18 protein-coding genes and 1 riboswitch are annotated in these 20,366 nt (G+C 73.3%); of the genes, 6 read left to right on the top strand and 12 right to left on the bottom strand.

From position 1 onward, the window contains the following. Nucleotides 1–8 precede the first annotated feature (8 nt). Nucleotides 9–533, bottom strand: coding sequence for a GNAT family N-acetyltransferase (locus ACIQU4_RS16025; RefSeq protein WP_403730281.1), 525 nt, complete (start codon nucleotides 531–533; stop codon nucleotides 9–11). Nucleotides 534–639: 106 nt separating this feature from the next. Here ACIQU4_RS16025 and ACIQU4_RS16020 point away from each other — a divergent pair, with 106 nt between their 5' ends. Next, a complete protein-coding gene (locus ACIQU4_RS16020) occupies nucleotides 640–1,035 on the top strand; it encodes a nuclear transport factor 2 family protein (protein WP_387284835.1) in 396 nt (131 codons plus the stop codon). 102 nt (nucleotides 1,036–1,137) lie between these two features. On the opposite strand, the gene ACIQU4_RS16015 is transcribed toward ACIQU4_RS16020, so the two are convergent. Then, on the bottom strand, nucleotides 1,138–1,464 hold the full coding sequence (locus ACIQU4_RS16015) for an antibiotic biosynthesis monooxygenase family protein (RefSeq protein WP_403730278.1): 327 nt from the start codon (nucleotides 1,462–1,464) through the stop codon (nucleotides 1,138–1,140). Between the two features lie 120 nt (nucleotides 1,465–1,584). Between ACIQU4_RS16015 and ACIQU4_RS16010 the strand changes: the two genes are divergently transcribed. Then, entirely contained in the window at nucleotides 1,585–3,603 is a 2,019-nt protein-coding gene (locus ACIQU4_RS16010) for a bifunctional glycosyltransferase 87/phosphatase PAP2 family protein (RefSeq protein WP_403730275.1), read from the top strand. Between the two features lie 231 nt (nucleotides 3,604–3,834). On the opposite strand, the gene ACIQU4_RS16005 is transcribed toward ACIQU4_RS16010, so the two are convergent. Next, entirely contained in the window at nucleotides 3,835–4,212 is a 378-nt protein-coding gene (locus ACIQU4_RS16005) for a DUF6193 family natural product biosynthesis protein (RefSeq protein ID WP_387284831.1), read from the bottom strand. 143 nt (nucleotides 4,213–4,355) lie between these two features. Then, complete coding sequence (locus tag ACIQU4_RS16000) at nucleotides 4,356–5,600, bottom strand: cytochrome P450 (protein ID WP_403730272.1); 1,245 nt, start codon at nucleotides 5,598–5,600, stop codon at nucleotides 4,356–4,358. 241 nt (nucleotides 5,601–5,841) lie between these two features. Here ACIQU4_RS16000 and ACIQU4_RS15995 point away from each other — a divergent pair, with 241 nt between their 5' ends. Continuing rightward, nucleotides 5,842–7,011, top strand: coding sequence for a steroid 3-ketoacyl-CoA thiolase (locus ACIQU4_RS15995; protein ID WP_403730269.1), 1,170 nt, complete (start codon nucleotides 5,842–5,844; stop codon nucleotides 7,009–7,011). A gap of 157 nt (nucleotides 7,012–7,168) precedes the next feature. Here the strand turns inward: ACIQU4_RS15995 and ACIQU4_RS15990 are convergent, their stop codons facing one another. The 7 genes from ACIQU4_RS15990 to ACIQU4_RS15960 form a co-directional block, all read right to left on the bottom strand. Beyond that, nucleotides 7,169–7,609: a transglycosylase SLT domain-containing protein gene (locus ACIQU4_RS15990; RefSeq protein WP_403730266.1), complete on the bottom strand. Its 441-nt coding sequence runs from the start codon at nucleotides 7,607–7,609 to the stop codon at nucleotides 7,169–7,171. Nucleotides 7,610–7,953: 344 nt separating this feature from the next. After that, a complete protein-coding gene (locus ACIQU4_RS15985) occupies nucleotides 7,954–8,808 on the bottom strand; it encodes an ECF transporter S component (RefSeq protein ID WP_403730263.1) in 855 nt (284 codons plus the stop codon). Beyond that, nucleotides 8,805–10,727 (bottom strand): ABC transporter ATP-binding protein, encoded by a 1,923-nt coding sequence (locus ACIQU4_RS15980; RefSeq protein ID WP_403730260.1) that lies wholly within the window; start codon nucleotides 10,725–10,727, stop codon nucleotides 8,805–8,807. The genes ACIQU4_RS15985 and ACIQU4_RS15980 overlap by 4 nt, the downstream gene beginning before the upstream one ends. Beyond that, a complete protein-coding gene (locus ACIQU4_RS15975; RefSeq protein ID WP_403730942.1) occupies nucleotides 10,724–11,914 on the bottom strand; it encodes an energy-coupling factor transporter transmembrane protein EcfT in 1,191 nt (396 codons plus the stop codon). The genes ACIQU4_RS15980 and ACIQU4_RS15975 overlap by 4 nt, the downstream gene beginning before the upstream one ends. A gap of 197 nt (nucleotides 11,915–12,111) precedes the next feature. Further along, entirely contained in the window at nucleotides 12,112–12,798 is a 687-nt protein-coding gene (locus tag ACIQU4_RS15970) for an SCO2322 family protein (protein WP_403730257.1), read from the bottom strand. Beyond that, on the bottom strand, nucleotides 12,798–14,039 hold the full coding sequence (locus tag ACIQU4_RS15965) for a prenyltransferase/squalene oxidase repeat-containing protein (protein ID WP_403730255.1): 1,242 nt from the start codon (nucleotides 14,037–14,039) through the stop codon (nucleotides 12,798–12,800). The genes ACIQU4_RS15970 and ACIQU4_RS15965 overlap by 1 nt, the downstream gene beginning before the upstream one ends. Nucleotides 14,040–14,175: 136 nt before the next feature. Further along, a riboswitch (cobalamin riboswitch) is annotated at nucleotides 14,176–14,248 on the bottom strand. A gap of 102 nt (nucleotides 14,249–14,350) precedes the next feature. Then, the gene (locus ACIQU4_RS15960; RefSeq protein ID WP_403730253.1) at nucleotides 14,351–15,490 is read right to left on the bottom strand and encodes an MBL fold metallo-hydrolase; all 1,140 of its coding nucleotides are present in this window, start codon (nucleotides 15,488–15,490) and stop codon (nucleotides 14,351–14,353) included. Nucleotides 15,491–15,709: 219 nt separating this feature from the next. On the opposite strand from ACIQU4_RS15960, the gene ACIQU4_RS15955 reads away from it, so the two are divergent. The 3 genes from ACIQU4_RS15955 (at nucleotide 15,710) to ACIQU4_RS15945 (ending at nucleotide 18,072) form a co-directional block, all read left to right on the top strand. Beyond that, nucleotides 15,710–17,173 carry an aldehyde dehydrogenase gene (locus ACIQU4_RS15955; protein ID WP_403730251.1) on the top strand — a complete coding sequence of 488 codons (1,464 nt, stop codon included), beginning with the start codon at nucleotides 15,710–15,712 and terminating at the stop codon, nucleotides 17,171–17,173. A gap of 5 nt (nucleotides 17,174–17,178) precedes the next feature. Then, the gene (locus tag ACIQU4_RS15950; RefSeq protein WP_403730939.1) at nucleotides 17,179–17,412 is read left to right on the top strand and encodes a ferredoxin; all 234 of its coding nucleotides are present in this window, start codon (nucleotides 17,179–17,181) and stop codon (nucleotides 17,410–17,412) included. A gap of 138 nt (nucleotides 17,413–17,550) precedes the next feature. Then, the gene (locus ACIQU4_RS15945) at nucleotides 17,551–18,072 is read left to right on the top strand and encodes a hypothetical protein (protein ID WP_403730248.1); all 522 of its coding nucleotides are present in this window, start codon (nucleotides 17,551–17,553) and stop codon (nucleotides 18,070–18,072) included. 1,432 nt (nucleotides 18,073–19,504) lie between these two features. Here ACIQU4_RS15945 and ACIQU4_RS15940 read toward each other — a convergent pair. Beyond that, complete coding sequence (locus ACIQU4_RS15940) at nucleotides 19,505–20,134, bottom strand: TetR family transcriptional regulator (RefSeq protein WP_403730245.1); 630 nt, start codon at nucleotides 20,132–20,134, stop codon at nucleotides 19,505–19,507. Nucleotides 20,135–20,366 lie beyond the last annotated feature (232 nt).

The raw sequence follows: 20,366 nt of genomic DNA, 5'->3' as shown, positions 1-20,366 counted from the left end.
CCATCAGGTCAGGCCAGGGGCTTCCCGAACCAGTGTTCCGCGTACTGGCCCGCGTTGTACGCCGGTATCTCCGTGTAGCCCTGTCGCGCGTACAGGGCGCGGGCCTCCACCAGGTCCGAGCGGGTGTCGAGGCGGATCCGCCCGGCGCCCAGTGCGCGGGCCGCCGCCTCAAGGGCCGTGAGCAGCGCCGCCCCGCCGCCGGTGCCGCGGGCGCGCGGGTCCACGTAGACCCTCGTGAGCTCGGCGGTGACGGGGTCGAGCAGCCGTATGCCGCCGCAGGCCCGGGGCGTTCCCTCCAGCCGGCCGACCACGAAATGGCCCGTCGGCGGGACGAGCCCGTCGGCCGGGTCGTCCCGTAGGCCCTCGTCGATCTCGGCCTCCGTGGCCGGCCGTTTCCAGTACCGACCGGCGACCTCCGCGTAGTAGGCGCGGCGCAGCGCGGTGGCGTCCGGCGTGGCGAAATGCTCGGCGGTGACGGTCCAGTCACCGGCCGCGGCGCTGGTGGATCCGGTGCTCGTGCTGTTGATGTCCATGGCGCCATTGTGAAGTCCGCGCGCATCCCGTCGCGTGGAATATCCACAGGCACGGGCCGATGATAGGAAAAGACGCATATCCCCCAGACGGAGGGCGGGAAACGCCATGTCCGAGCACCCTGACGCTGCCCTGATCCGCCGCGGCTACGAGGCCTTCGGCAAGGGCGACATGGAGACGCTGGGCACGCTGATGACGGCCGACGTCATCCACCACGTGCCCGGCAGCAATCCCCTCTCGGGGCACCACAAGGGCCGTGAGGCCGTCCTCGACCTCTACCGGCGGTTCGGCACGGAGACGAACGGCACCTTCCAGGTCGATCTGCACGCGGTGCTGGTCGACGGGCGCGGCCACGCCATGACCTTCCACACGGCGCGCGGCGACCGCGGCGACCACGGGATCGAGATCCAGGAAGGCCTCTTCTTCACGATCGTCGGCGGGAAGATCAGCGACATCGACCAGTGCACGCAGGACATCGACGAGGAGGACCGTTTCTGGGGCTGATCCGGCAGTCCCGGACCCGTCGGATCCGCCGGCCGCCCCGGCCGCCCCGGCCGCCCCGGCCGCGCCGACCTTCCCGGCCTCCTCGTCCCGCCCCGCTCAGCCCTACGGCTTCGGCGCCGCCTGCTGCACGACCTCGAACGACCACACCGCAGACCCCGAGGCCGCCGGCTTGGGCCGCTCGCCCGAGCCCGAGCCCCCGCCCTGGTGTGCCGCCTTCATGGGCCCCTCCATCCACGCCTGGAAGTCCTCCTCCGACCGCCACCGCGTGTACACCAGGTACTGGTCCGTGCCCTCCACGGGACGCAACAGCTCAAACCACTCGAACCCGTCCGAACCCTCCACGGCACCCGCCCGCGAGGCGAACCGCTGCTCCAGGACTTCCCGCTGCTCGGCGGGCACGGTCAGTGCGTTGATCTTCACGATGCTCATGCTCGCCATCCTAGGGATCCCGTGGGGGATATCGTCGTCCCAGGTAATGAAGCGGTGCACGAAACGCGGCAGCCAGGCGAAGTCAAGGTTGCGGTCAACAGGGCGGGAGGCCGGCGAGGCGTGGCTAACGCGGCAGAGCAGAGCGGTGCGAACGGACATGCCGGGGTCATAGGCAGTAGCGGCAGGCTGGGGGCGGCACGGTTCCTCCTGTGGGCGCTGGCCGGTGTCCTCGCCGTCAGACAGGCCGCCGCCGTGCTGCGCGTGCCACCGGGCGAGTGGCTCAGCGAGTTCCGGCTCCCCAGCAGCTTCCCCGGGTCGCTGTACGACGGCGGCCAGTTCACCGGGACCCCCTTCGCCGGGCTGGTCCTGAAGCCCTTCCTCGGTCTCGCGGCGCCCTCCCTGGAGGTGGCCTGGACCTGCGTGGCACTGCTGCTCGTCGGCGCCGTCGGGCTGGTCGCCGCGCGCGGCCTGCCCGACCCCGTGCCGCGGCGCACCGCGTTGCTCGCCGCGCCGGTACTGGTCGGCCTGATGATGGTGTCGCTGCCGGTCCGCGAGGCCGCCTCGCCGGGCCAGACCGCCGTCCTGCCCGTGCTGCTGGTGCTGCTGGCCGTGTTCCGGGTGCCCGGCGAGCGCCCGGCCGGCTTCCTCGTCGGCCTCGCCGCCGCGCTCCAGCCGGCCCTGCTGCTCTTCGCGCCGCTGCTGTGGCTCACCGGCCGCCGCCCCACCGCCAAGGCCGCCGCCGTGACCTTCGCCGCGGCCACCGCCCTGTCCTGGGCGGCGCTGCCGCGCGACTCGTGGACGTACTGGGTCCACCACCTGGCCGGCACCGGCCTCGGCGGCGCCCCCGACGGCCTCGCCAACCAGTCCGTGCACGGCGCGCTGCTGCGGCTCGGCCTGAGCGGCCCCGCCGAGATCCTGCTGTACGTGGCCCTCGCGGCCGGGATCGGCTGGGTCGGCCTGCGCCGCGCCGCCCGCTACGCCCGCGACGGCCAGCTGCTGCTCGCCGTCGCCGTCACCGGCTGCGTGGCCGTCGCCGTCGCGCCGACCGGCTGGCGCCACCAGCTGCTGTGGGTGCTGCTCGCGGTGGCCGGCAAGGTCGGCAAGCGGGCGGCGGACCGGCCCGTGTGGCCGGTGGCCGTGGTGCTCGCCATGACCCTGCCCAGCGACATGCTGCTGCCCAACCTGGCCGCGCTGGCCCCCGTACGGGACAACGTGCTGCTGCTCGCCGCGCTGGCGGCTGCCTGCGCGGTGCCGTTCCTGCCGCGCTCCTCGCCGTACTGGCGCGAGCCCGTCCCGACGGCGTACGGCCGGCCGGCCGCCGCCCGGTGGTCGCGGGTGCCGCTGCTGCCGTTCTGGCGGCGCGTGCTCTCGCGCCCCAACCTGTTGCTGGAGCTGCTGCTGATACGGGTGGGGTACTCCCTGTACTCGCACATCCGGGCCGCCGCGCCCAGCAGCCGCAGTCTCGCCGAGGGGCACGGGAGCCAGATCCACGCCGTCGAGCGGGCGCTGGGCATCGACATCGAGCGCGCCGTCAACCACGCCGTGGTGCACACGCCCTGGCTGGAGAAGTTCTTCAACTTCTACTACACGTCGTTCCACTTCGTGGTGCCGCTGACGATCCTCGCGGTGCTGTACTGGCGCAGGCCGGGCGACTACCGCTGGGCCCGCGCCTCCCTGGGCCTGGCCACCGTCCTCGCGCTCATCGGCTTCTGGCTGTACCCGCTGGCGCCGCCGCGGCTCATGCCCGGCCTCGGCTTCATCGACACCGTGCACGGACCGCAGGATCTGGCCGATCCGCAGTACGGGGCGATGACCGCGATCTCCAACCAGTACGCGGCGATGCCCTCGCTGCACTTCGGCTGGTCGCTGTGGTGCGGGATCGTGATCATCACGCTCGCGCCGAAGGGCTGGCAGAAGCTCCTCGGGGCGCTGCACCCGCTGATCACGGTGTGCGCGATCGTCGCCACCGCCAACCACTGGGTGCTCGACGCGGTCGGCGGCGCGGCCGTCGTGACCGCCGGGTTCGGGCTGGTCTACGTACTGTCGGGGCCGCGCGGGGCCGTCATGCCGGCCGGGCTGAGCGTGCCGCGGCCGCGCGAGCCGGAGCGGGTGGGCGCCGCGTCGCGTACGCGAGCGTAGGGAACGGGCGACGAAGGGGTGCCGGGAGGGTCTCGTACCCGTCCCGGCACCCCTTCGGTGGATCGCCGCGTCCTGTCAGGATCCGCCGGGTGCGGCCGGCGCGCCACCCGGGCGCGATCAGGCTTGCAGGTCGTACGGATCGGGCCGTGCCGGTCGTACGGATCGGGCCGTGCCGGTCGTACGGAGCAGGCCGTGCCGGTCGTACGGAGCAGGGCGTGCCCGTCGTACGGATCAGGCGGCCGGGCCCGGGGCTCCGGCCAGTCCCGCCACGACGAGGGCGACCGCCGCCTGCGCGGTGTCGGCCTCGCCGATCACGCGCTTCTGGGTCGGGCTCAGGACGCGGAACCGGCCGTCGCGCAGCGGCTCGACCGCCGGCGCCGCCACCTCGAAGGGGTGGCTGGTGCGGGCGCTGAACCACAGGGTGAAGTGGCTGGTGAACGGGTAGAGCCGGCGCAGGGACGGTTCTGCGGAGGCGGCGTCGATCAGCGCGAGCACGCCCCGGCTCAGGACCGGGGAACCGCCTCGTTCGTGCATCAGCCGCCATGTCGTCGGCAGGCGCTGCCAGCGCGCTTCCACGCAGTCGGCAGGCCCGCTTGCCTGAAGGTTCATCCGCGCAGTCTGACGGCAGGCCGCCCCCGGGACAATGCCCCGGACGCGAAAGGGCCCCGACGGAACCCGACGGAACCCGACGGACGGCAGGGGCCGGGGCGTGGGAGGAGCGGCCCCTGCCGTCGCGGACCACGGGCCGGCCGTCAACCGTGGCTGACCCGAAGCTCCTTGATGCCGTTGAGCCAGGCCGCCCGCAGCCGCCGCGGCTCCTGCCCGGCCAGCCGCAGGTCGGGCAGTGAGTCGGCCAGCGCGTTGAAGATCAGGTCGATCTCCATGATGGCCAGGGACTTGCCGAGGCAGAAGTGCGGGCCGCCGCCGCCGAAGCCCAGGTGCGGGTTAGGGTCGCGCGTGATGTCGAAGCGGTCGGGGTCGGTGAACACCTCGGGGTCGTGGTTGGCGGAGGAGTAGAACAGCCCCACCCGGTCGCCCGCCTTGATCTTCTGCCCGCCCAGCTCGGTGTCCCGGGTGGCGGTGCGCTGGAAGGACACCACCGGGGTGGCCCAGCGGACGATCTCCTCGGCGGTCGTCGCCGGCCGGGTCGCCTTGTACAGCTCCCACTGCTCGGGGTTGGTGAGGAAGGCGTGCATGCCGTGGCTGATGGCGTTGCGCGTGGTCTCGTTGCCCGCGACCGCGAGCAGCAGCACGAAGAAGCCGAACTCGTCGGAGCCCAGGTTGCCCTGGCCCTCGGCGGCCACCAGCTGCGTGACGATGTCCTTGGCCGGGCACTCCTTGCGGGCGGCGGACAGGTTCATGGCGTAGCCGATGAGCTCCATCGCCGCGTTGGACCCGACTTCCTCCGTGATCGCGTACTCGGGGTCGTCGTAGGCGATCATCTTGTTCGACCAGTCGAAGATGCGCAGCCGGTCCTCCTGCGGTACGCCGATCAGTTCGGCGATGGCCTGGAGCGGAAGCTCGCACGCGACCTGCGTGACGAAGTCGAAGCTGCCGTCGGCCGAGGCGGCGAGCGCCTCCGCGACGATCTTCCGGGCCCGGTCGCGCAGGGCGTGCTCCAGGCCGCGGATGGCGCGCGGGGTGAAACCGCGCTGCACGATCTGGCGTACGCGGGTGTGTTCCGGCGGGTCCATGTTCAGCATGATCAGGCGCTGGGCATCTATCTGCTCGCGCTGGATGTGCTCGTTGAAGCGGATGATCGCCGTATTGGTGGTCGAGGAGAACAACTCGGGGTGCGTGGAGACGTACTTGACGTCCGCGTGCCGGGTCACGACCCAGTAGCCGTCGTCGTCGAAGCCGGTGACGCCCCGCCGCTGGGGGCACCACCACACGGGTGCGGTCTGCCGCAGCCGGGCGAACTCGGGGAAGGGGACGCGGTCCTGGAGCAGGTCGGGATCGGTGGCGTCGAAGCCTTCGGGCAGCGCGGGACACGACATCGGGCGACTCCAAGGTCTGACGGCCCATCAGAAGTTGGCTTGAAGGTAGTAACGAGTTCTAGAAGTGACAAGGGTCCTCGCGTCAACTGTTGCGTGTGGAATCCGTGGAAGGCGCGTGCAAGACCCTTGCGTGCCGGGGTTACAGGTCATAAGACTGCGGGGAGAAGTAGAACGCGTACTAGTTCGGGCGGGGCGCCGGGACGGCCCGCCGCGCCGGCACAGTGCAGGAGAGGACGAGCTCATGGCCGCGGAACCCGTCATCGTCGAAGCCGTACGCACCCCCATCGGCAAGCGCGGGGGCGCGCTCGCCAACCTCCATCCCGCCTACCTGCTCGGTGAGACGTACCGCGAACTCCTCGCCCGGACCGGAATCCAGCCCGACTGCGTCGAGCAGATCGTCGGCGGCACCGTCACCCACGCCGGCGAGCAGTCCATGAACCCGGCGCGCAACGCCTGGCTCGCCATGGGCCTGCCGTACGAGACCGCCGCGACGACCGTGGACTGCCAGTGCGGCAGCTCCCAGCAGGCCAACCACATGGTCGCCAACATGATCTCCGGCGGGGTCATGGACATCGGCATCGCCTGCGGCGTCGAGGCGATGAGCCGGGTGCCGCTGGGCTCGGGCTCCAAGCACGGCCCGGGCAAGCCCTTCCCGGACGAGTGGAACGTCGACCTCCCCAACCAGTTCGAGGCCGCCGAGCGGATCGCCCGCCACCGGGGCCTGACCCGCGAGGACGTCGACCGGCTCGGGCTGCTCTCCCAGGAGCGGGCCGCCGCCGCGTGGGCCGAGGAGCGGTTCAAGCGGGAGACCTTCGCCGTCCAGGTCCCGACGACGGAGGAGGAACAGGGCGCCGGGCAGGGCATGTGGCGCCTGGTCGACCGCGACGAGGGCCTGCGCGACACCAGCATGGAGGCGCTGGCCCGGCTCAAGCCGGTCATGCCGACCGCCGTGCACACCGCCGGGAACTCCTCGCAGATATCGGACGGGGCCGCCGCCGTGATGTGGGCCTCACGCAAGATGGCCCGCGCGCTCAAGCTCAGGCCGCGGGCCCGGATCGTCGCCCAGACGCTCGTCGGCGCCGACCCGCACTACCACCTGGACGGGCCGATCGACGCGACGCGGGCCGTGCTCGGCAAGGCCGGGATGTCCCTCAAGGACATCGACCTGGTCGAGATCAACGAGGCGTTCGCCTCCGTCGTCCTCAGCTGGACCCAGGTCTTCGAACAGGACCTGGAGAAGGTCAACGTCAACGGCGGCGGCATCGCGCTCGGCCACCCCGTCGGTGCGACCGGCGCCCGGCTGATCACCACCGCGCTGCACGAGCTGGAGCGGCGCGACAAGGAATTCGCGCTGATCACCATGTGCGCGGGCGGCGCGCTGGCGACCGGGACGATCATCCAGCGGCTGTAGGCGGCGCTGGGCGGTGCCAGGCAGGCGCCGCCGGCCGCACGGACCCAGTGGGATGGGAAACAGAAGGCCCCGGTGGCCGGACCTGGGGAGGTCCGGCCACCGGGGCCTTCGCACTGCTCGTGCCGTCTGCTCGCGCCGTCAGGCGGTCACTGGTGGCTTAGTACCAGTGGTGGGTCTGCCAGAAGTTCCAGGCGCCGACGGGGCTGCCGTAGCGGGAGTTCATGTAGTCCAGGCCCCACTTGATCTGGGTGGCGGGGTTGGTCTTCCAGTCGGCGCCGGCGGAGGCCATCTTCGAGGCGGGGAGGGCCTGGACCAGGCCGTAGGCGCCGGAGGAGGCGTTCGTGGCGGTGTGGTTCCAGCCGCTCTCGCGGGAAACGATGTTGTTGAAGGCCGCGAACTGCGCCGGGTCCTTGATCATCTGCTGGGCGATCGCCTTGGCGCTCGTGGGGGCCGCCTGGGCGGGGACCGTGGCGAGCATGGAGCCGGCGACGCCCAGGGCGACGATGGAGCCGGCGAGGGTCTTCTTGGAGGCGGCGATGCGGCGGATGATGTGGGACACGGATGAACCTTCCGACGGGGACAGAGACGGTCGCCGCATGCCGAAGGCATGCGTGAGCCACTCACGCGGTGGAGAGGGGTTCGTCGGGCGGGGGGCGAAGGCCCGCTGCCGTGGCGACAACACCAGTTAGCCAGGCCGGTGGGGTCATGGCAACGGCCCCTGGTACTAGCCGTCCTCGCAGCGGGGGGCCGTCCGCCCCGGGGCTGTTCCGCAGGCGTTCGTGCTGGTGGGGGTGGGGTTTTCGGGTGGGCGGGGGGTGGTGGGGCCTACTAGTTCGTGTCGTATGTGACGTGGGTCCTGTGGGGCGGGTCACCGGGCGGCGCCCGGAATCTCACTTTGTGTGGTGGTTCGCTACACGAGATGGTGTGTGGGCCGGGCCACTTTCAACCCGAACCGAAGGAAACGGGCGCCTCGAACGCCGCTTTCCGCACCGCCCGCCGCAACGCCTTCAGCAGCGTGCCGCCGATCGCGAGGGTCAGTACGACGGTCAGCACGGCCCGGCCCAGGTCCCAGCCCAGCGAGGTCGCCACGCAGTACGCGGCGAAGCGCGACAGATTCGCGGGGACCGGATCCCCCGGGTGGAACGAGATGCCCTGGCCCATGCCCTGCAGGAGCACCCAGCCCTGCAGGTTCATGATCGTTCCGTACGCGAACGAGCCGGCGAACCCGTACGCCGCCAGCATCAGCAACTCCGCCCGGCCCCGGAGCCTCCCCCAAGCTCTCGGCTTCGCTCGAGCAGGGGGGACCTCCATCGCGCCGGGCAGCAGCCCGGCGCCCAGCGAGAACCAGCCCATCGCCAGCATCTGGAACGGCATCCACGGCCCGACCCCGCCCGTGAGCAGGGCGGAGGCGAACATCGTGACCGAGCCGAGTACGAAGCCGAAGCCGGGGCCGAGGACGCGGCCGCTGAGCACCATCAGGAAGAACATCGGCTCCAGGCCGGCCGTGCCCGCGCCCAGGGGCCGCAGGGCCGCCCCGACCGCGGCGAGCACGCCGAGCATCGCCACCGCCTTGGCGTCCATGCCCTGGTCGGCGATGGTCGCGACGACCACGGCGACGAGGAGGGGGAGCAGCCCCGCGAAGAGCCAGGGGGCGTCCTGGGAGTGGGCGAGCCCGGACTGGCGGTCGGCGAGGAGGGGCCATCCGAAGGCCGCGATGCCGATGAGGGTGACGAGGAGCAGCGCGGCGGCGGCGCGGGGGCCGATGCGGAAGGGGCGGGCGGGGTGGGTCGGGGTCATCGCGTGGCCTCGCCCTCGGCTTGCGGGTCGGCTCCGGCTCGGGGCTCGCCTTCGGCTTGGGGGTCGGCTCCGGCTCGGGGCTCGCCTTCGGCTTGGGGCTCGGCCAGGGCCTTTGCCACCTGGGTCACCGTGAGCCAGGGGGCCGGCGCCAGGATCTTGGCCACCTGCGGTGCGAAGGCCGGGGACGATACGACGACCTCGGCGGTCGGGCCGTCCGCGACGATCTCGCCGCCGGCCAGGATCACGACCCGGTGGGCCAGCTCGGCGGCGAGTTCCACGTCGTGGGTGGCGAGGACGATGGCGTGCCCGTCGGCGGCCAGCGCCCGCAGGATCTCGATCAGACGGGCCTTGGCCGCGTAGTCCAGACCGCGGGTCGGCTCGTCGAGCAGGAGCAGGGCGGGCCGGCCGGTGAGTACGAGCGCCAGGGCCAGGGCCAGGCGCTGGCCCTCCGAGAGGTCCCGGGGGTGGGTGTCGTCGGGGACGTCGGGGAGCAGGGCGGAGACGAGATCCCGGCAGGTGCCGGGGGCCGCGCCGGCGTCGGAGTCGGCGGCGGAGCACTCGGCGGCCACGGTGTCGGCGTAGAGGAGGTCACGGGGCTCCTGCGGGACGAGGCCGGCGCGGCGGACCATCTCCTGCGGGGCGGTGCGGTGGGGGGTGCGGCCGCGGACGGTCACGGTGCCGGTGGTGGGGGCGAGCGTGCCGATGAGGGTGGCGAGGAGGGTGGACTTGCCGGCGCCGTTGCGGCCCATGAGGGCGATGGTCTCGCCGGGCGCGACGGAGAGGTCGATGCCGTGGAGGACTTCGGCGCGGCCGCGGCGCAGCGAGAGGGCGGTGACCTGGGCCACGGGCTCAGGGGCGCCGCCGCTGCTGCCGCTGCTGCCGGTGCCGGGGGTCGGCTCGCTCCGGCGGAGCAGACGGGCCAGGCGGCCGGGGCCGGGGCGGCGGCCGCTGCGCGGGACTTCTTCCCCACCCCGCGCCTCAAGCGCCGGCGGGGCCGGATGGTGTGGCGGGGCCGGGGCGGGCCGGGGGGAGGGGGCGGCGGGGGTGCTGCCGCCGGCCCCCCGCGCCTGGAACGCCGGCTGGGACGCGGCGCCGGACGGTGCGAGGGGCAGGCGGGACAGGAGCGGAGCCGATCGGCGGCGGGCGTCGCGGACCGAGAGGGGGAGGGGGGACCAGCCCGCCAGGCGGCCCAGGGCCACCACCGGCGGGTGGACCGGGGAGACGGCCATGATCGAGGACGGGCTGCCGAGAACCGGGGCCGCGCCCGGGGACGGGAGGAGGAGGACCTGGTCCGCGTACTGGACCACCCGCTCCAGACGGTGTTCCGCCAGCAGGACCGTCGTGCCCAGGTCGTGCACCAGGCGCTGGAGGACCGCGAGCACCTCCTCGGCGGCGGCCGGGTCCAGAGCCGAGGTGGGCTCGTCCAGGACCAGGACCTTCGGATGCGGGGTCAGGACCGAGCCGATCGCGACCCGCTGCTGCTGGCCGCCGGAGAGGGTGGAGATGGGGCGGTCGCGCAGTTCGTTCAGGCCGAGCAGGTCCAGGGTCTCCTCGACCCGGCGGCGCATGACGGCCGGCGCCAGCCCCAGGGACTCCATGCCGTACGCCAGCTCGTCCTCGACCACGTCCGTCACGAAATGGGCGAGCGGGTCCTGGCCGACCGTGCCCACGACATCGGCGAGCTCGCGCGGCTTGTGGGTGCGGGTGTCGCGCCCGGCGACGGTGACGCGGCCCCGCAGCGTGCCCCCGGTGAAATGCGGGACCAGGCCGCAGACGGCACCGAGGAGGGTGGACTTGCCGACGCCCGACGGGCCGACCAGGAGCGTGAGCTCGCCCTCCGGGATCACCAGATCGGCATCGCGGAGGGTGGGCTGCGCGGCGCCGTCGTACGTGACCGACACCTGCTCGAAGCGGATCACTGGGGTGTCTCCCTCGGAAGTGCGGTGGACGGTACGGGCGCCACGAACGCCGGGAGCAGGCCGATCAGGATCCCGGCAGCCGGCCACAGCGGGAGCGTCGGGGCGACCAGGGGGACGACGCCGGGCTGCAGGGCGCCCGGGTCGACGGACCCGGCCCGGATCAGGACGGCGGCGACGGCCGCGCCCGACCCGGCGACCAGCCACGCGCGCCACCCCCAGCGGTCGGGCCGGTAGCGGGTGCGGATGCTGCGCCGCCCGCCCAGACGCAGGCCCGCGAGCGCCAGGCCGAGGCCGATCACGAGGACCGGCAGCCCGTACGCGGCGCCCTCGGCGGCGAGCAGTCCGTACGTGCCGGCGCACATGCCGAGCAGGCCGCCGAGGGTGAGGACGTTGGTGGTGTGCCGGACGGCGGGCGGGACCTGCGCGGTACGGCCGTAGCCGCGCGCGTCCATCGAGGCGGCGACGGCGACCGAGCGCTCCAGCGCGCCCTCCAGGACGGGCAGGCCGATCTGGAGGATGGCCTTGACGCCGCCGGTGGGGCGGCCGCGCAGGCGGCGGGCGGTCCGCAGGCGGGCTACGTCGGCGACCATGTTCGGCGCGAAGGTCATGGCGACGACGACGGCGACGCCGGCCTCGTAGAGGGCGGCCGGGAGGGACTTCAGCAACCGGGCCGGGTTGGCGAGGGCGTTGGCGGCGCCGACGCAGACGAGGAGGGCGGCCAGCTTGGCGCCGTCGTAGAAGGCGAAGACGAGCTGCTCGGCGGTGACGCGGCCGCCGAGGCGGATCCCCTGGGCCGCCCAGGCGGGCAGCGGCACCTCGGGGAGCGTGAACAGGACGTGCGCGCCGGGGATCGGGGAGCCGAGCAGCACCGAGAACACGAGCCGCAGCCCGATGACGAAGAGGCCGAGCTTGAGGAACGCGCTGTACGAACGGGCCCAGGGGGCGGAGGTCCGGCGGGCGGCCACGACGTAGCCGGCCACGCCGACGATCAGGCCGAGGAGCAGCGGATTGGTGGTGCGCGAGGCCGCGGTGGCGAGCCCGAGCGCCCAGAGCCACCACGCCCCCGCGTGCAGGGCGTTGCCCCGACGGGCCTGCGGAGCCGCCAGCCGGCGCACCCTGCTCGTCTTGTACGTCGGCCCCGACCCGGGACCACCCGCCCCGGCCCGCCCGGGCCCGCCCGGCGTCACGCCTTCGTCCGCGGGCCGGCGGGTCCTGGCCGTACCCGCGCCACCCCCGGTCGTCCGCGGACCGCCACTCTCCCCGCCTGCCGCGGTGACGCCCACGACCCGGCCCACACCGGCCACCGCCGCGTCAGCCGGCTCCGCCGGGCGGGGGGAGCCGGCCGGGTCGGGGCGGGCAGGGTCGTCGGGGGCGGTGGGGGGTGTCATCGGCGGCGGCGGGATTGCCAGACCGCGGCTGCCGCCAGGGCGGCCACCGCCGCCAGGCCGGCCAGCAGGCCCGTGGACGGGCCGCCGCCCTCGGACTCCGACTGCGCCGACGGCTCCGGCTTCGCACTCGGCTTCGGACCCGGCTTTTCTTCCGCGTCCGCGATCGGTTCGCCGCAGCCCTGCTTCGGGTAGCCCGACACCGCGCACAGCAGCGCCGCGCTGTTGTAGCGGAGGGGCTTGGCGGCCTCCGCCAGGGCCTCGGCCGCCGTGGCGTCCGGGGCGACCTGTGCGCAGGCCGTGCGCGGGGTGTCCTGCGGCGGGGCGTCGCCCGCCGGGGCGTCCGCCTGGACGCCGAAGTCGACGACCACCGCGATCCGCTTGCGGCCCTCCACGGCCGGAGTGGACGCGCAGACCGCCGCGAAATCGGCCGCCGCGCGCGGCTTCGCCGCCTCGGCCGCCGCGTCCCGGCTCACCGCGAAGCGGAAGCCCAGGGCCGAGCCGTCCGCCGGGCGGGCCGTCGAGGGGCCCTGCGTGGCGTACTGCCACTGGCCCCCCGCGCCCTCCCAGAACGACCAGTAGCGGTAGCCCGCCGCCAGGGCAGGGGAGGACGCCAGGAGGGTGAGGAGGATGCCGAACGCGAGGACCAGCGGGGTCGGGCTGCGGTGGCGCAGACGGCGACGCATCAGAGCTGGTTCTTCTTCCGGCGGCCGCTCAGCAGGACGCCGATGCCCATGCCGGCCGCCAGACCCGCGCCGACGATCCACCAGATGTTCGAGTCGTCCTTCGAGTCGGACTTCTTCGTCTTGGACTCCGCCGCCTCGGACGTCTGCGAGACCGGACCCGTCGCGTTCAGGGCCGTCACCAGGTCCGTGCCGCCGAACGACTTCGGGTCCGTGCCGGTCGCGTGCGCGGCCAGGACCAGGGTGCCGAGGGCCGCCGGGCTGTCCTTGGCCCACTCCGCCGAGTTCGTCTTCAGCCACTCCAGCGCGGCCGCCGCCGACTGCTTGTGCCCGGCCGCGGCCAGGGCGATCACCGCGTCGGCGGTGTTGCCGGTGTCCGGGGTCGGCTGGTCCGCGCCCGGGGTGACGGCCGTGAGGTGGCCGTCCTTCTTCAGGGTCTCGGCCAGGTAGCCGGCCGCGCCCTGCGCCGCGGCCGCCGGGTCGGCGGCGCCCGCGGGGCAGGCCGGCGCGGTCGCGGGGGTGTCCGTGGCGGAGGGGGACACGACCGAGCCCTGGCCCAGGCCGGCCAGGACGGCGGCGGCCGTGGCGTCGGCGTTGGCCGGGAGCTTGCCGTCCGGCGCCGGCTGGTACCCGAAGGCGCCCCGGTCGGCGGCCGGCTCCGCGGCGCAGCCCAGCTGGAAGGCGAGCAGGCCCTCGTACGCGGACTTGCCCGCCTTCGACTTCACCTCGGCCGGCTTCTCGCCCGCCACCGCCAGCGCGCTGATGACGATGGACGTGGAGTTGCCCTCGCTCGGGGTGCCGGGGACGAAGGCCCAGCCGCCGTCCTCGTTCTGGACGGACTTCAGCCAGTCCACGCCCTTCTTCACCGCCGCGTCCCGGCCGCCCAGCGCCTTCAGCGCCTGCACGGCCACCGCGGTGGCGTTCGTGTCGAACATCGTCTTGTCGTCGCAGGCCGCGGCCGCGTCCGCGCGGAAGGAGGCGAAGCCGCCGTTCGCGCACTGCTGGCCGGCGAGCCAGTCGACGGCTTCCACGGCGGGCTTCACGCCCACCGTCTGCTGGGCCAGCAGCGCGAAGGACTGCCGCCATACGCCGTCGTACGTCGGGTCCTTCTTGCCGAACAGCCCGGACGGGATCACCGGGGCCGGCGGGGTGGAGGGGGAGGGCGCGGCGAGGGCTGCGGGGGCGGCGCCCGCGCAGAGCACGGCGGAGGCGGCGAGCGCGGCGGCGCTGCGTCGGACGTTCATGGGGGCGGGTGCCTCTCGTGCTGGGGAGCAGGAGAGCAGGCCCGCACGGGGCACCGGGCTCCGGCTCCGTATACCTCGACGGTGCCGGCCGCCGGGGGCTCCGGCGGCGCGAGCCGCGCACCTCGCGTACGGGGCAGTCCGGCTCCCCGCCCGGCAGGGGCCGGGGCGGGTCACGGTTGCGGGTCAGCGCCGGAATCGCACCGGCTTCCCCCCGTACGGAAGGGTGGACGACGGGTTCACTGTACCGGCCCGTAGTAGCCCGGAAGGGTGGCGTCGGCGGGCGGCGCCCCTTACCGGAGGGCCCGCCGCCGTCACAGCGCGCGGTACGTGACCGGGTCGGTGCCGGGGACCGCCTCCGCCCGGTCCTGCTTCACCAGCCGCCGCAGATGGGCTTCGGCTTCCGAGACGGCGATGTTGCGGGAGCCGTACGGGATCTGCTCCCAGGGCCGGTTCCACTCCATGCGCTCCGCCAGCCCCCACGGGGTCAGCGGCTCGGCCAGCAGCTCCCACAGGCCGGTCAGCCGCTCCTCGTGGTGGCGCAGCAGTTCGCGTACGCGGGCCGGGGCGTCGGTGAAGGCGTGCTGGTGCGCCGGGAGCACCTCGGCCGGGTCGAGGCGGCCGATGCGTTCGAGGGAGTCGAGGTAGTCGCCGAGGGGGTCGGTGACCCGGGTGTCCTCCGGGGCCTCGTAGAGGCCGATGTGCGGGGAGATCCCGGGCAGCAGGTGGTCCCCGGAGAAGAGGCGGCCGTTGCCGGGGAGGTTCGCCGGGTGCTGCTCCTCCAGGTGCAGGCAGACGTGGCCGGGGGTGTGTCCGGGGGTCCAGATGGCGCGCAGGCGGCGCCCGGCGAGGGGGAGCAGCTCGCCGGGGACGATCTCCCGGTCGGGGACGGCGGCCCGCAGCCCGGGCAGGGTGCGCAGGCGGCCGCTCGTGCGGGCGGCCCGCAGGGGGGCGAGGTGCTCCTCGGGGGCTCCGGCGGCGGCCAGCTTCTCGCTCATGTAGTCGAACCACACGCCGGGCTCGGCGGAGCGGGTCCGTACGACGACCTCGGTGTCGGCGGCGTGCATGGCGATCCAGGCCCCGGAGGCCTCGCGGACCCGGCCGGACAGGCCGTGGTGGTCGGGGTGGTGGTGGGTGATGACCACGCCGTGGACGTCGGCGACGGCGATGCCGAGGGCGCCGAGCCCGGAGACGAGGGTGTCCCAGGACTCCGGGTCGTCCCAGCCGGTGTCGACGAGGACGGGGCCGCGGTCGGTGTCGAGCACGTGGACGAGGGTGTGGCCGAGCGGGTTGTCGGGAATCGGGACCTTGATGCCGCGCACGCCGCCGCCGTGGTCGGTGACGTGCGGGGTGACGGCCGGGGTGACGGCCGGGGTGACGGAGGGCGTGGCCCCGGGTTCGGTGGGCGGTGCGGCCTGTGGTGCCGTGTCCTGCGGCGGCGTGTCCTGCGGCATGAGGGCTCCCTGTCTGCGCTGCGCCCGGCCGCGTCTGCGCCGCCCGGCTCACTCTCACGAGAACGTGTTGCAGTAGTCGCCCAAGTCGACCATCTGTAGCCGGTTCTGACTAGTCGCAACCCCTTGTTGGATCTTCCGGGCTGTTCCGTCCTGACCGTGGACTCCTGGAACTAGAACTGGTATCAGTTCGGGAACGCCAAGCCGCAGGAGGCAGCAGCCATGACCGAGCTCGTGGAACACGGACACCTGTTCATCGGCGGGGAGTGGACGGATCCGCTGGGCACCGACACGATCGAGATCGTCTCCCCCCACACCGAGCAGGTCATCGGCAGCGTCCCGCACGCCTCCCGCGCGGACGTGGACCGCGCCGTCGCGGTCGCGCGCAAGGCCTTCGACGAGGGGCCCTGGCCCCGGATGTCCCTGGACGAGCGGATCGCCGTCGTCACCCGGATCAAGGACGCGATCGCCGTCCGGCACGAGGAGATCGCCCGGTCGATCAGCTCCCAGAACGGGTCCCCGTACTCCTGGAGCGTCCTCGCGCAGGCGCTCGGCCCGATGATGGTCTACGACGCCGCGATCCAGGTGGCGCGCGCCTACCCGTACGAGGAGCACCGCCAGGGGGCGCTCGGGCCGATCCTGGTGCGCCGGGAGCCGGTGGGCGTGGTCGCGGCCGTCATCCCGTGGAACGTGCCGCAGTTCGTGGCCGCCGCGAAGCTCGCGCCCGCGCTGCTGACGGGGTCGACGGTGATCCTGAAGCCGTCTCCCGAGTCGCCGCTGGACTCGTACATCCTCGCCGACATCGCCCGCGAGGCCGGGCTGCCGGAGGGCGTCCTGTCGATCCTGCCCGCCGACCGGGAGGTCAGCGAGTACCTGGTCGGCCACCCCGGCGTCGACAAGGTGGCCTTCACCGGGTCGGTCGCGGCCGGCAAGCGCGTGATGGAGGTCGCCGCCCGCAACCTGACCCGGGTCACGCTCGAACTCGGCGGCAAGTCCGCCGCCGTGATCCTGCCGGACGCCGACCTCGAATCGACCATCGCCGGGATCGTCCCGGCGGCCTGGATGAACAACGGGCAGGCCTGTGTGGCCCAGACCCGGGTGCTCGCGCCGCGCAGCCGGTACGAGGAGGTCGCCGAGGCGCTCGCGGCCGCGGCCGGCGCGCTGGTGGTCGGCGACCCGCTGGACCCGGCGACGCAGCTCGGGCCGCTGGTGGCCCGGCGGCAGCAGCAGCGGTCGCTGGACTACATCCGGATCGGGCAGGAGGAGGGCGCGAAGGTCCTGGCGGGCGGCGGCCGCCCGGCGGGGCTGGAGCGGGGCTGGTACGTGGAGCCGACGCTCTTCGGGGACGTGGACAACTCGATGCGGATCGCCCGCGAGGAGATCTTCGGACCGGTCGTCTGTCTGATCCCGTACGGGGACGAGGCGGAGGCGGTACGGGTCGCCAACGACTCGGAGTTCGGCCTGAGCGGCAGCGTCTGGACGGGGGACGTCGAGCACGGCATCGACTTCGCCCGGCAGGTGCGGACGGGCACCTTCAACGTGAACACCTTCAGCCTGGACATGCTGGGGCCGTTCGGCGGCTACAAGAACAGCGGTGTGGGCAGGGAGTTCGGGCCCGAGGGGCTGAGCGAGTACCTGGAGCACAAGATGATCCACCTGCCGGCGGGCTACACGGCGGGTGCGTGAGCGCCATGGGTGACCGCTGGGTGGTGGAGGTGGACCGGGGGGTCTGCATCGGCTCGGGGATGTGCGTGAACCACGCGCCGGAGGGCTTCGCGCTGGACTCGGCGCGCCAGTCGCATCCGCGGAATCCGGAGACGGACGCGAACGAGCCGATCCTGACGGCGGCGGAGGGCTGCCCGGTGGAGGCGATCCTGATCACGCTGGCGGGAACGGGGGAGGCGGTGTTCCCGCCGGAGGAATAGCCCCTGCCCTGACCTTCCGTGCTCTGCCCTTCCCTTCTCTTCCCTGCTCGGAGCCGCGCACGGCGGAGTGCGACACTCCTGCGAGGCCACCGGGCGATCCTGCCCGGGGTCCTCGCGGGGGATCGCAGGGGGAACGACATGAGCAGGACCAAGTGGGCGGTCGGGCTGGTCGCGGCGACCGGGGTACTGGTGGCCGCGGGCCTGAGTGATTCGGACGTCGGCGAGGACGCGGGCAACGGCTGGGTCAAGGATGCGCAGTCGGCCTCCGCCGCCGCGCCCGCGGGAGCGGACCCGTCGCGGGAGATGGTGGACTCGCAGTTCGAGGCCGTCCTCACCGCCTCGGGCGCGGGGGCGCTGGGCGTGCCGCAGGCCGACCGCGAGGAGGAGTTCGGCCGCGCGGCCGGCTGCGCGGTGGGCTGGTACAGCCGCAACTGGATCGACCCGCAGGTGCTGCGCGACGTGGTCGTGGGCCTGGCCGGCCGCGGCTGGACGACCACCGCCCACCGGGACCGCCCGTACGGTCTGATGATGACCAACGGATCCTGGGAGCTGGTACTCGTCAACGCCAAGTCCGGCCTCTCCCTCCAGGCCCTCCACAACGATGCCGCCTGCGAAGAGCTGTTCAGCGAGAACGAGGCGTCGGGGTCGACGCCCGCGTGAGCCGCGGGGCGGGGGTGTGGGAGCGGCGGAACCGTCCCTGGCCGGGGTCGGTGAAGGGTCCGGGGGCGTCCCGTCAGTCCACTGTCCTTCCGTGTCGGGTCGGTCCGTCAAGGGCGCTCACTTCGTTCGCGTCGCTTCGCGATGGCCTTCGGCCACCCTTGACTGACCGCCCCGCCCCGGAATGCCATAAGACTGCCGGGAAGCCCCCGAAGGAATGGCCGGGAGGTTCACGTTCCGATAGGCGCCCCTCAGCGATGCCGGCCGGCGCCCCCTGTCCATCCGCACCCCGCCCACCAGAACCACCAAGCCCGGCCGGTGACGGGGGCGCGGGGAGGGCCAACCTGCACCAGACGGCGATGAGATGACGATGGGGCCCCAGTTCGCGGCGGATCGCTACGCACTTCTCTGGGTATAGCGTCCGGCGACCGTCCGGGGCTGGACATAAGCCGCCCACGCGGCGCAGGTGGGCGGTCTTCCGGCGTCTGCACGTCGTTGGGGGCCGCCAGAGGACGTCCGTGGCCAGGTTTTCGGGCGTCTGCGGGCTGTCTGGACGCTCTTTGGGCCGAAAAGAATGGCGAGAGGGCCCGAAAAGAGGGCGAGAGGGGGCGAAAAGGGGGTGTGAGGGAGTGTGATGCCGGATTTCTCGACCTCCCACTCCGGCAAGGCCGCTTGTGGGTCCCGATTGGCTGCCAAAAGGGATAAACCGCCTGCTGTCGCAGGCCAAGGGGCCTCCGTGCCGGTCGTGGGCGGCCTATGTCCAGCCCCAGGCGGTCGTCGGACGCCAAGCCGGGAGAAGCGCGTAGCGATCCGCCGCGTCCTGGGGCCTACATCGTCATCTCATCACTGTCCGGTGCGGGTTGGCTCTCCCCGCGCCCCCGTCACCGGCCGGGCTCGGTGGTCCCCGGGAGTGGGGTGCGGATGGACAGGGGACGCCGGTCAAGGTCTCTGACTCGGCCGCTCCTGGTCGGTAAACCTCCCGGCCATTCCTTCGGGGGCTTCCCGGCAGTCTTATGGCATTCCGGGGCGGGGCGGTCGGTCAAGGGTGGCCGAAGGCCATCGCGAAGCGACGCGAACGAAGTGAGCGCCCTTGACGGACCGACCCGACACGGAAGGACAGTGGACTGACGGGACGCCCCCGGACACACCACCGACCCCGAACGACAGGGGCCCGACCCCGGGCATCCCGGTCGACCTCTCCGACCCGAGCCGGCAGACCCCGCCCCCGACACCCCGGCCGACCGGGACACCGACCCCGAAGTCCCGACCCGCCTCTCCCGACCCCGAGCACGCAGACCCGCCCCCGACACCCCGACCGGCTCGCCCGACCCCAATGAGGGGGCCCCGACCCCGACGCCCCGGCCGACCTCTCCGACCCCGAGCACGCGGACCCCGCCCCCGAAGCCCCCGCCCCGCCCCTTCCCCGCCGCTTCGTTCAGGCCGAATCCTTGGTCGGTGCCGTCAGTGTGATCAGGCGGCAGACCGTTTCGATGTCGATCTTGACCTGGGCGATCGAGGCGCGGCCCGAGAGCCAGGTGATCAGCGCCGAGTGCCAGGTGTGCTCGATCACCCGGACCGCCGAGAGCTGCTCCGCCGTCGGCGGGGCGTCCAGGCCCATCGCGTCCAGGATGATCGCCGTGGTCAGCCGGGACACCGTGTCCACCTCGGGGCTCACGCTGCGGTCCGCGAACGTCAGTGCGCGGACCATCGCGTCGGCGAGGTGCGGTTCCCGCTGCAGGGCGCGGAAGGCCCGCATCAGCGTCTCCGCGACCCGGGCCGCCGGGTCCTCGCCCGCCGGGGGCCGTTTGCGGAGCGTCGTGTGCATGTGCTGGAGCTGGTCCTGCATGGTGGCGACGAGCAGGTGCACCTTCGACGGGAAGTACCGGTACAGGGTGCCCAGCGCGACCCCGGCCGCCTCCGCGACCTCCCGCATCTGGACGGCGTCGAAGCCGCCCCGGCTGGCCAGCTGCGCGCTGGCGTGCAGGATTCGGCGGCGGCGCGCCTCCTGGCGCTCCGTCAGGGGAGGGGACGCCGTCATGGCGACGGCTTTCGCGTCCGCTGTCATCTGTCCCGTTCCATGGCGTTCCGTGTCGTTGCGGTGCTGAATTCCGGGCTGTTCGCGTCGTGATCGGCAGCCAGCATCTCAGGCGTCCGAGCCGTGGCGCGAATCACCTGCTCCGCCTCTTACGGTGTGGTTTCCGGCCGGTAGATTCAATGGTCTTCGACGGATCAAGTCTGAAACTTGTTCTACATTATGCGAGCGGTTACGCTCCGGCGAAAGTGCAGGGAGAAGGGGG

The sequence above is a fragment of the Streptomyces sp. NPDC090741 genome, from assembly GCF_044769045.1.
Classification (GTDB): domain Bacteria; phylum Actinomycetota; class Actinomycetes; order Streptomycetales; family Streptomycetaceae; genus Streptomyces.
The sequence above is the reverse complement of the archived record's forward strand: the minus strand, read 5'-3'. Positions and strand labels throughout refer to the sequence as shown.

What these genes read in the sequence shown, in the direction of transcription:
- ACIQU4_RS16025 (WP_403730281.1), bottom strand. Translation starts at nt 533, where the DNA reads ATGGACATCAACAGCACGAGCACCGGATCCACCAGCGCCGCGGCCGGT.
- ACIQU4_RS16020 (WP_387284835.1), top strand. Translation starts at nt 640, where the DNA reads ATGTCCGAGCACCCTGACGCTGCCCTGATCCGCCGCGGCTACGAGGCC.
- ACIQU4_RS16015 (WP_403730278.1), bottom strand. Translation starts at nt 1,464, where the DNA reads ATGAGCATCGTGAAGATCAACGCACTGACCGTGCCCGCCGAGCAGCGG.
- ACIQU4_RS16005 (WP_387284831.1), bottom strand. Translation starts at nt 4,212, where the DNA reads ATGAACCTTCAGGCAAGCGGGCCTGCCGACTGCGTGGAAGCGCGCTGG.
- ACIQU4_RS16000 (WP_403730272.1), bottom strand. Translation starts at nt 5,600, where the DNA reads ATGTCGTGTCCCGCGCTGCCCGAAGGCTTCGACGCCACCGATCCCGAC.
- ACIQU4_RS15995 (WP_403730269.1), top strand. Translation starts at nt 5,842, where the DNA reads ATGGCCGCGGAACCCGTCATCGTCGAAGCCGTACGCACCCCCATCGGC.
- ACIQU4_RS15990 (WP_403730266.1), bottom strand. Translation starts at nt 7,609, where the DNA reads ATGCGGCGACCGTCTCTGTCCCCGTCGGAAGGTTCATCCGTGTCCCAC.
- ACIQU4_RS15985 (WP_403730263.1), bottom strand. Translation starts at nt 8,808, where the DNA reads ATGACCCCGACCCACCCCGCCCGCCCCTTCCGCATCGGCCCCCGCGCC.
- ACIQU4_RS15970 (WP_403730257.1), bottom strand. Translation starts at nt 12,798, where the DNA reads ATGCGTCGCCGTCTGCGCCACCGCAGCCCGACCCCGCTGGTCCTCGCG.
- ACIQU4_RS15965 (WP_403730255.1), bottom strand. Translation starts at nt 14,039, where the DNA reads ATGAACGTCCGACGCAGCGCCGCCGCGCTCGCCGCCTCCGCCGTGCTC.
- ACIQU4_RS15960 (WP_403730253.1), bottom strand. Translation starts at nt 15,490, where the DNA reads ATGCCGCAGGACACGCCGCCGCAGGACACGGCACCACAGGCCGCACCG.
- ACIQU4_RS15955 (WP_403730251.1), top strand. Translation starts at nt 15,710, where the DNA reads ATGACCGAGCTCGTGGAACACGGACACCTGTTCATCGGCGGGGAGTGG.
- ACIQU4_RS15950 (WP_403730939.1), top strand. Translation starts at nt 17,179, where the DNA reads ATGGGTGACCGCTGGGTGGTGGAGGTGGACCGGGGGGTCTGCATCGGC.
- ACIQU4_RS15945 (WP_403730248.1), top strand. Translation starts at nt 17,551, where the DNA reads ATGAGCAGGACCAAGTGGGCGGTCGGGCTGGTCGCGGCGACCGGGGTA.
- ACIQU4_RS15940 (WP_403730245.1), bottom strand. Translation starts at nt 20,134, where the DNA reads ATGACAGCGGACGCGAAAGCCGTCGCCATGACGGCGTCCCCTCCCCTG.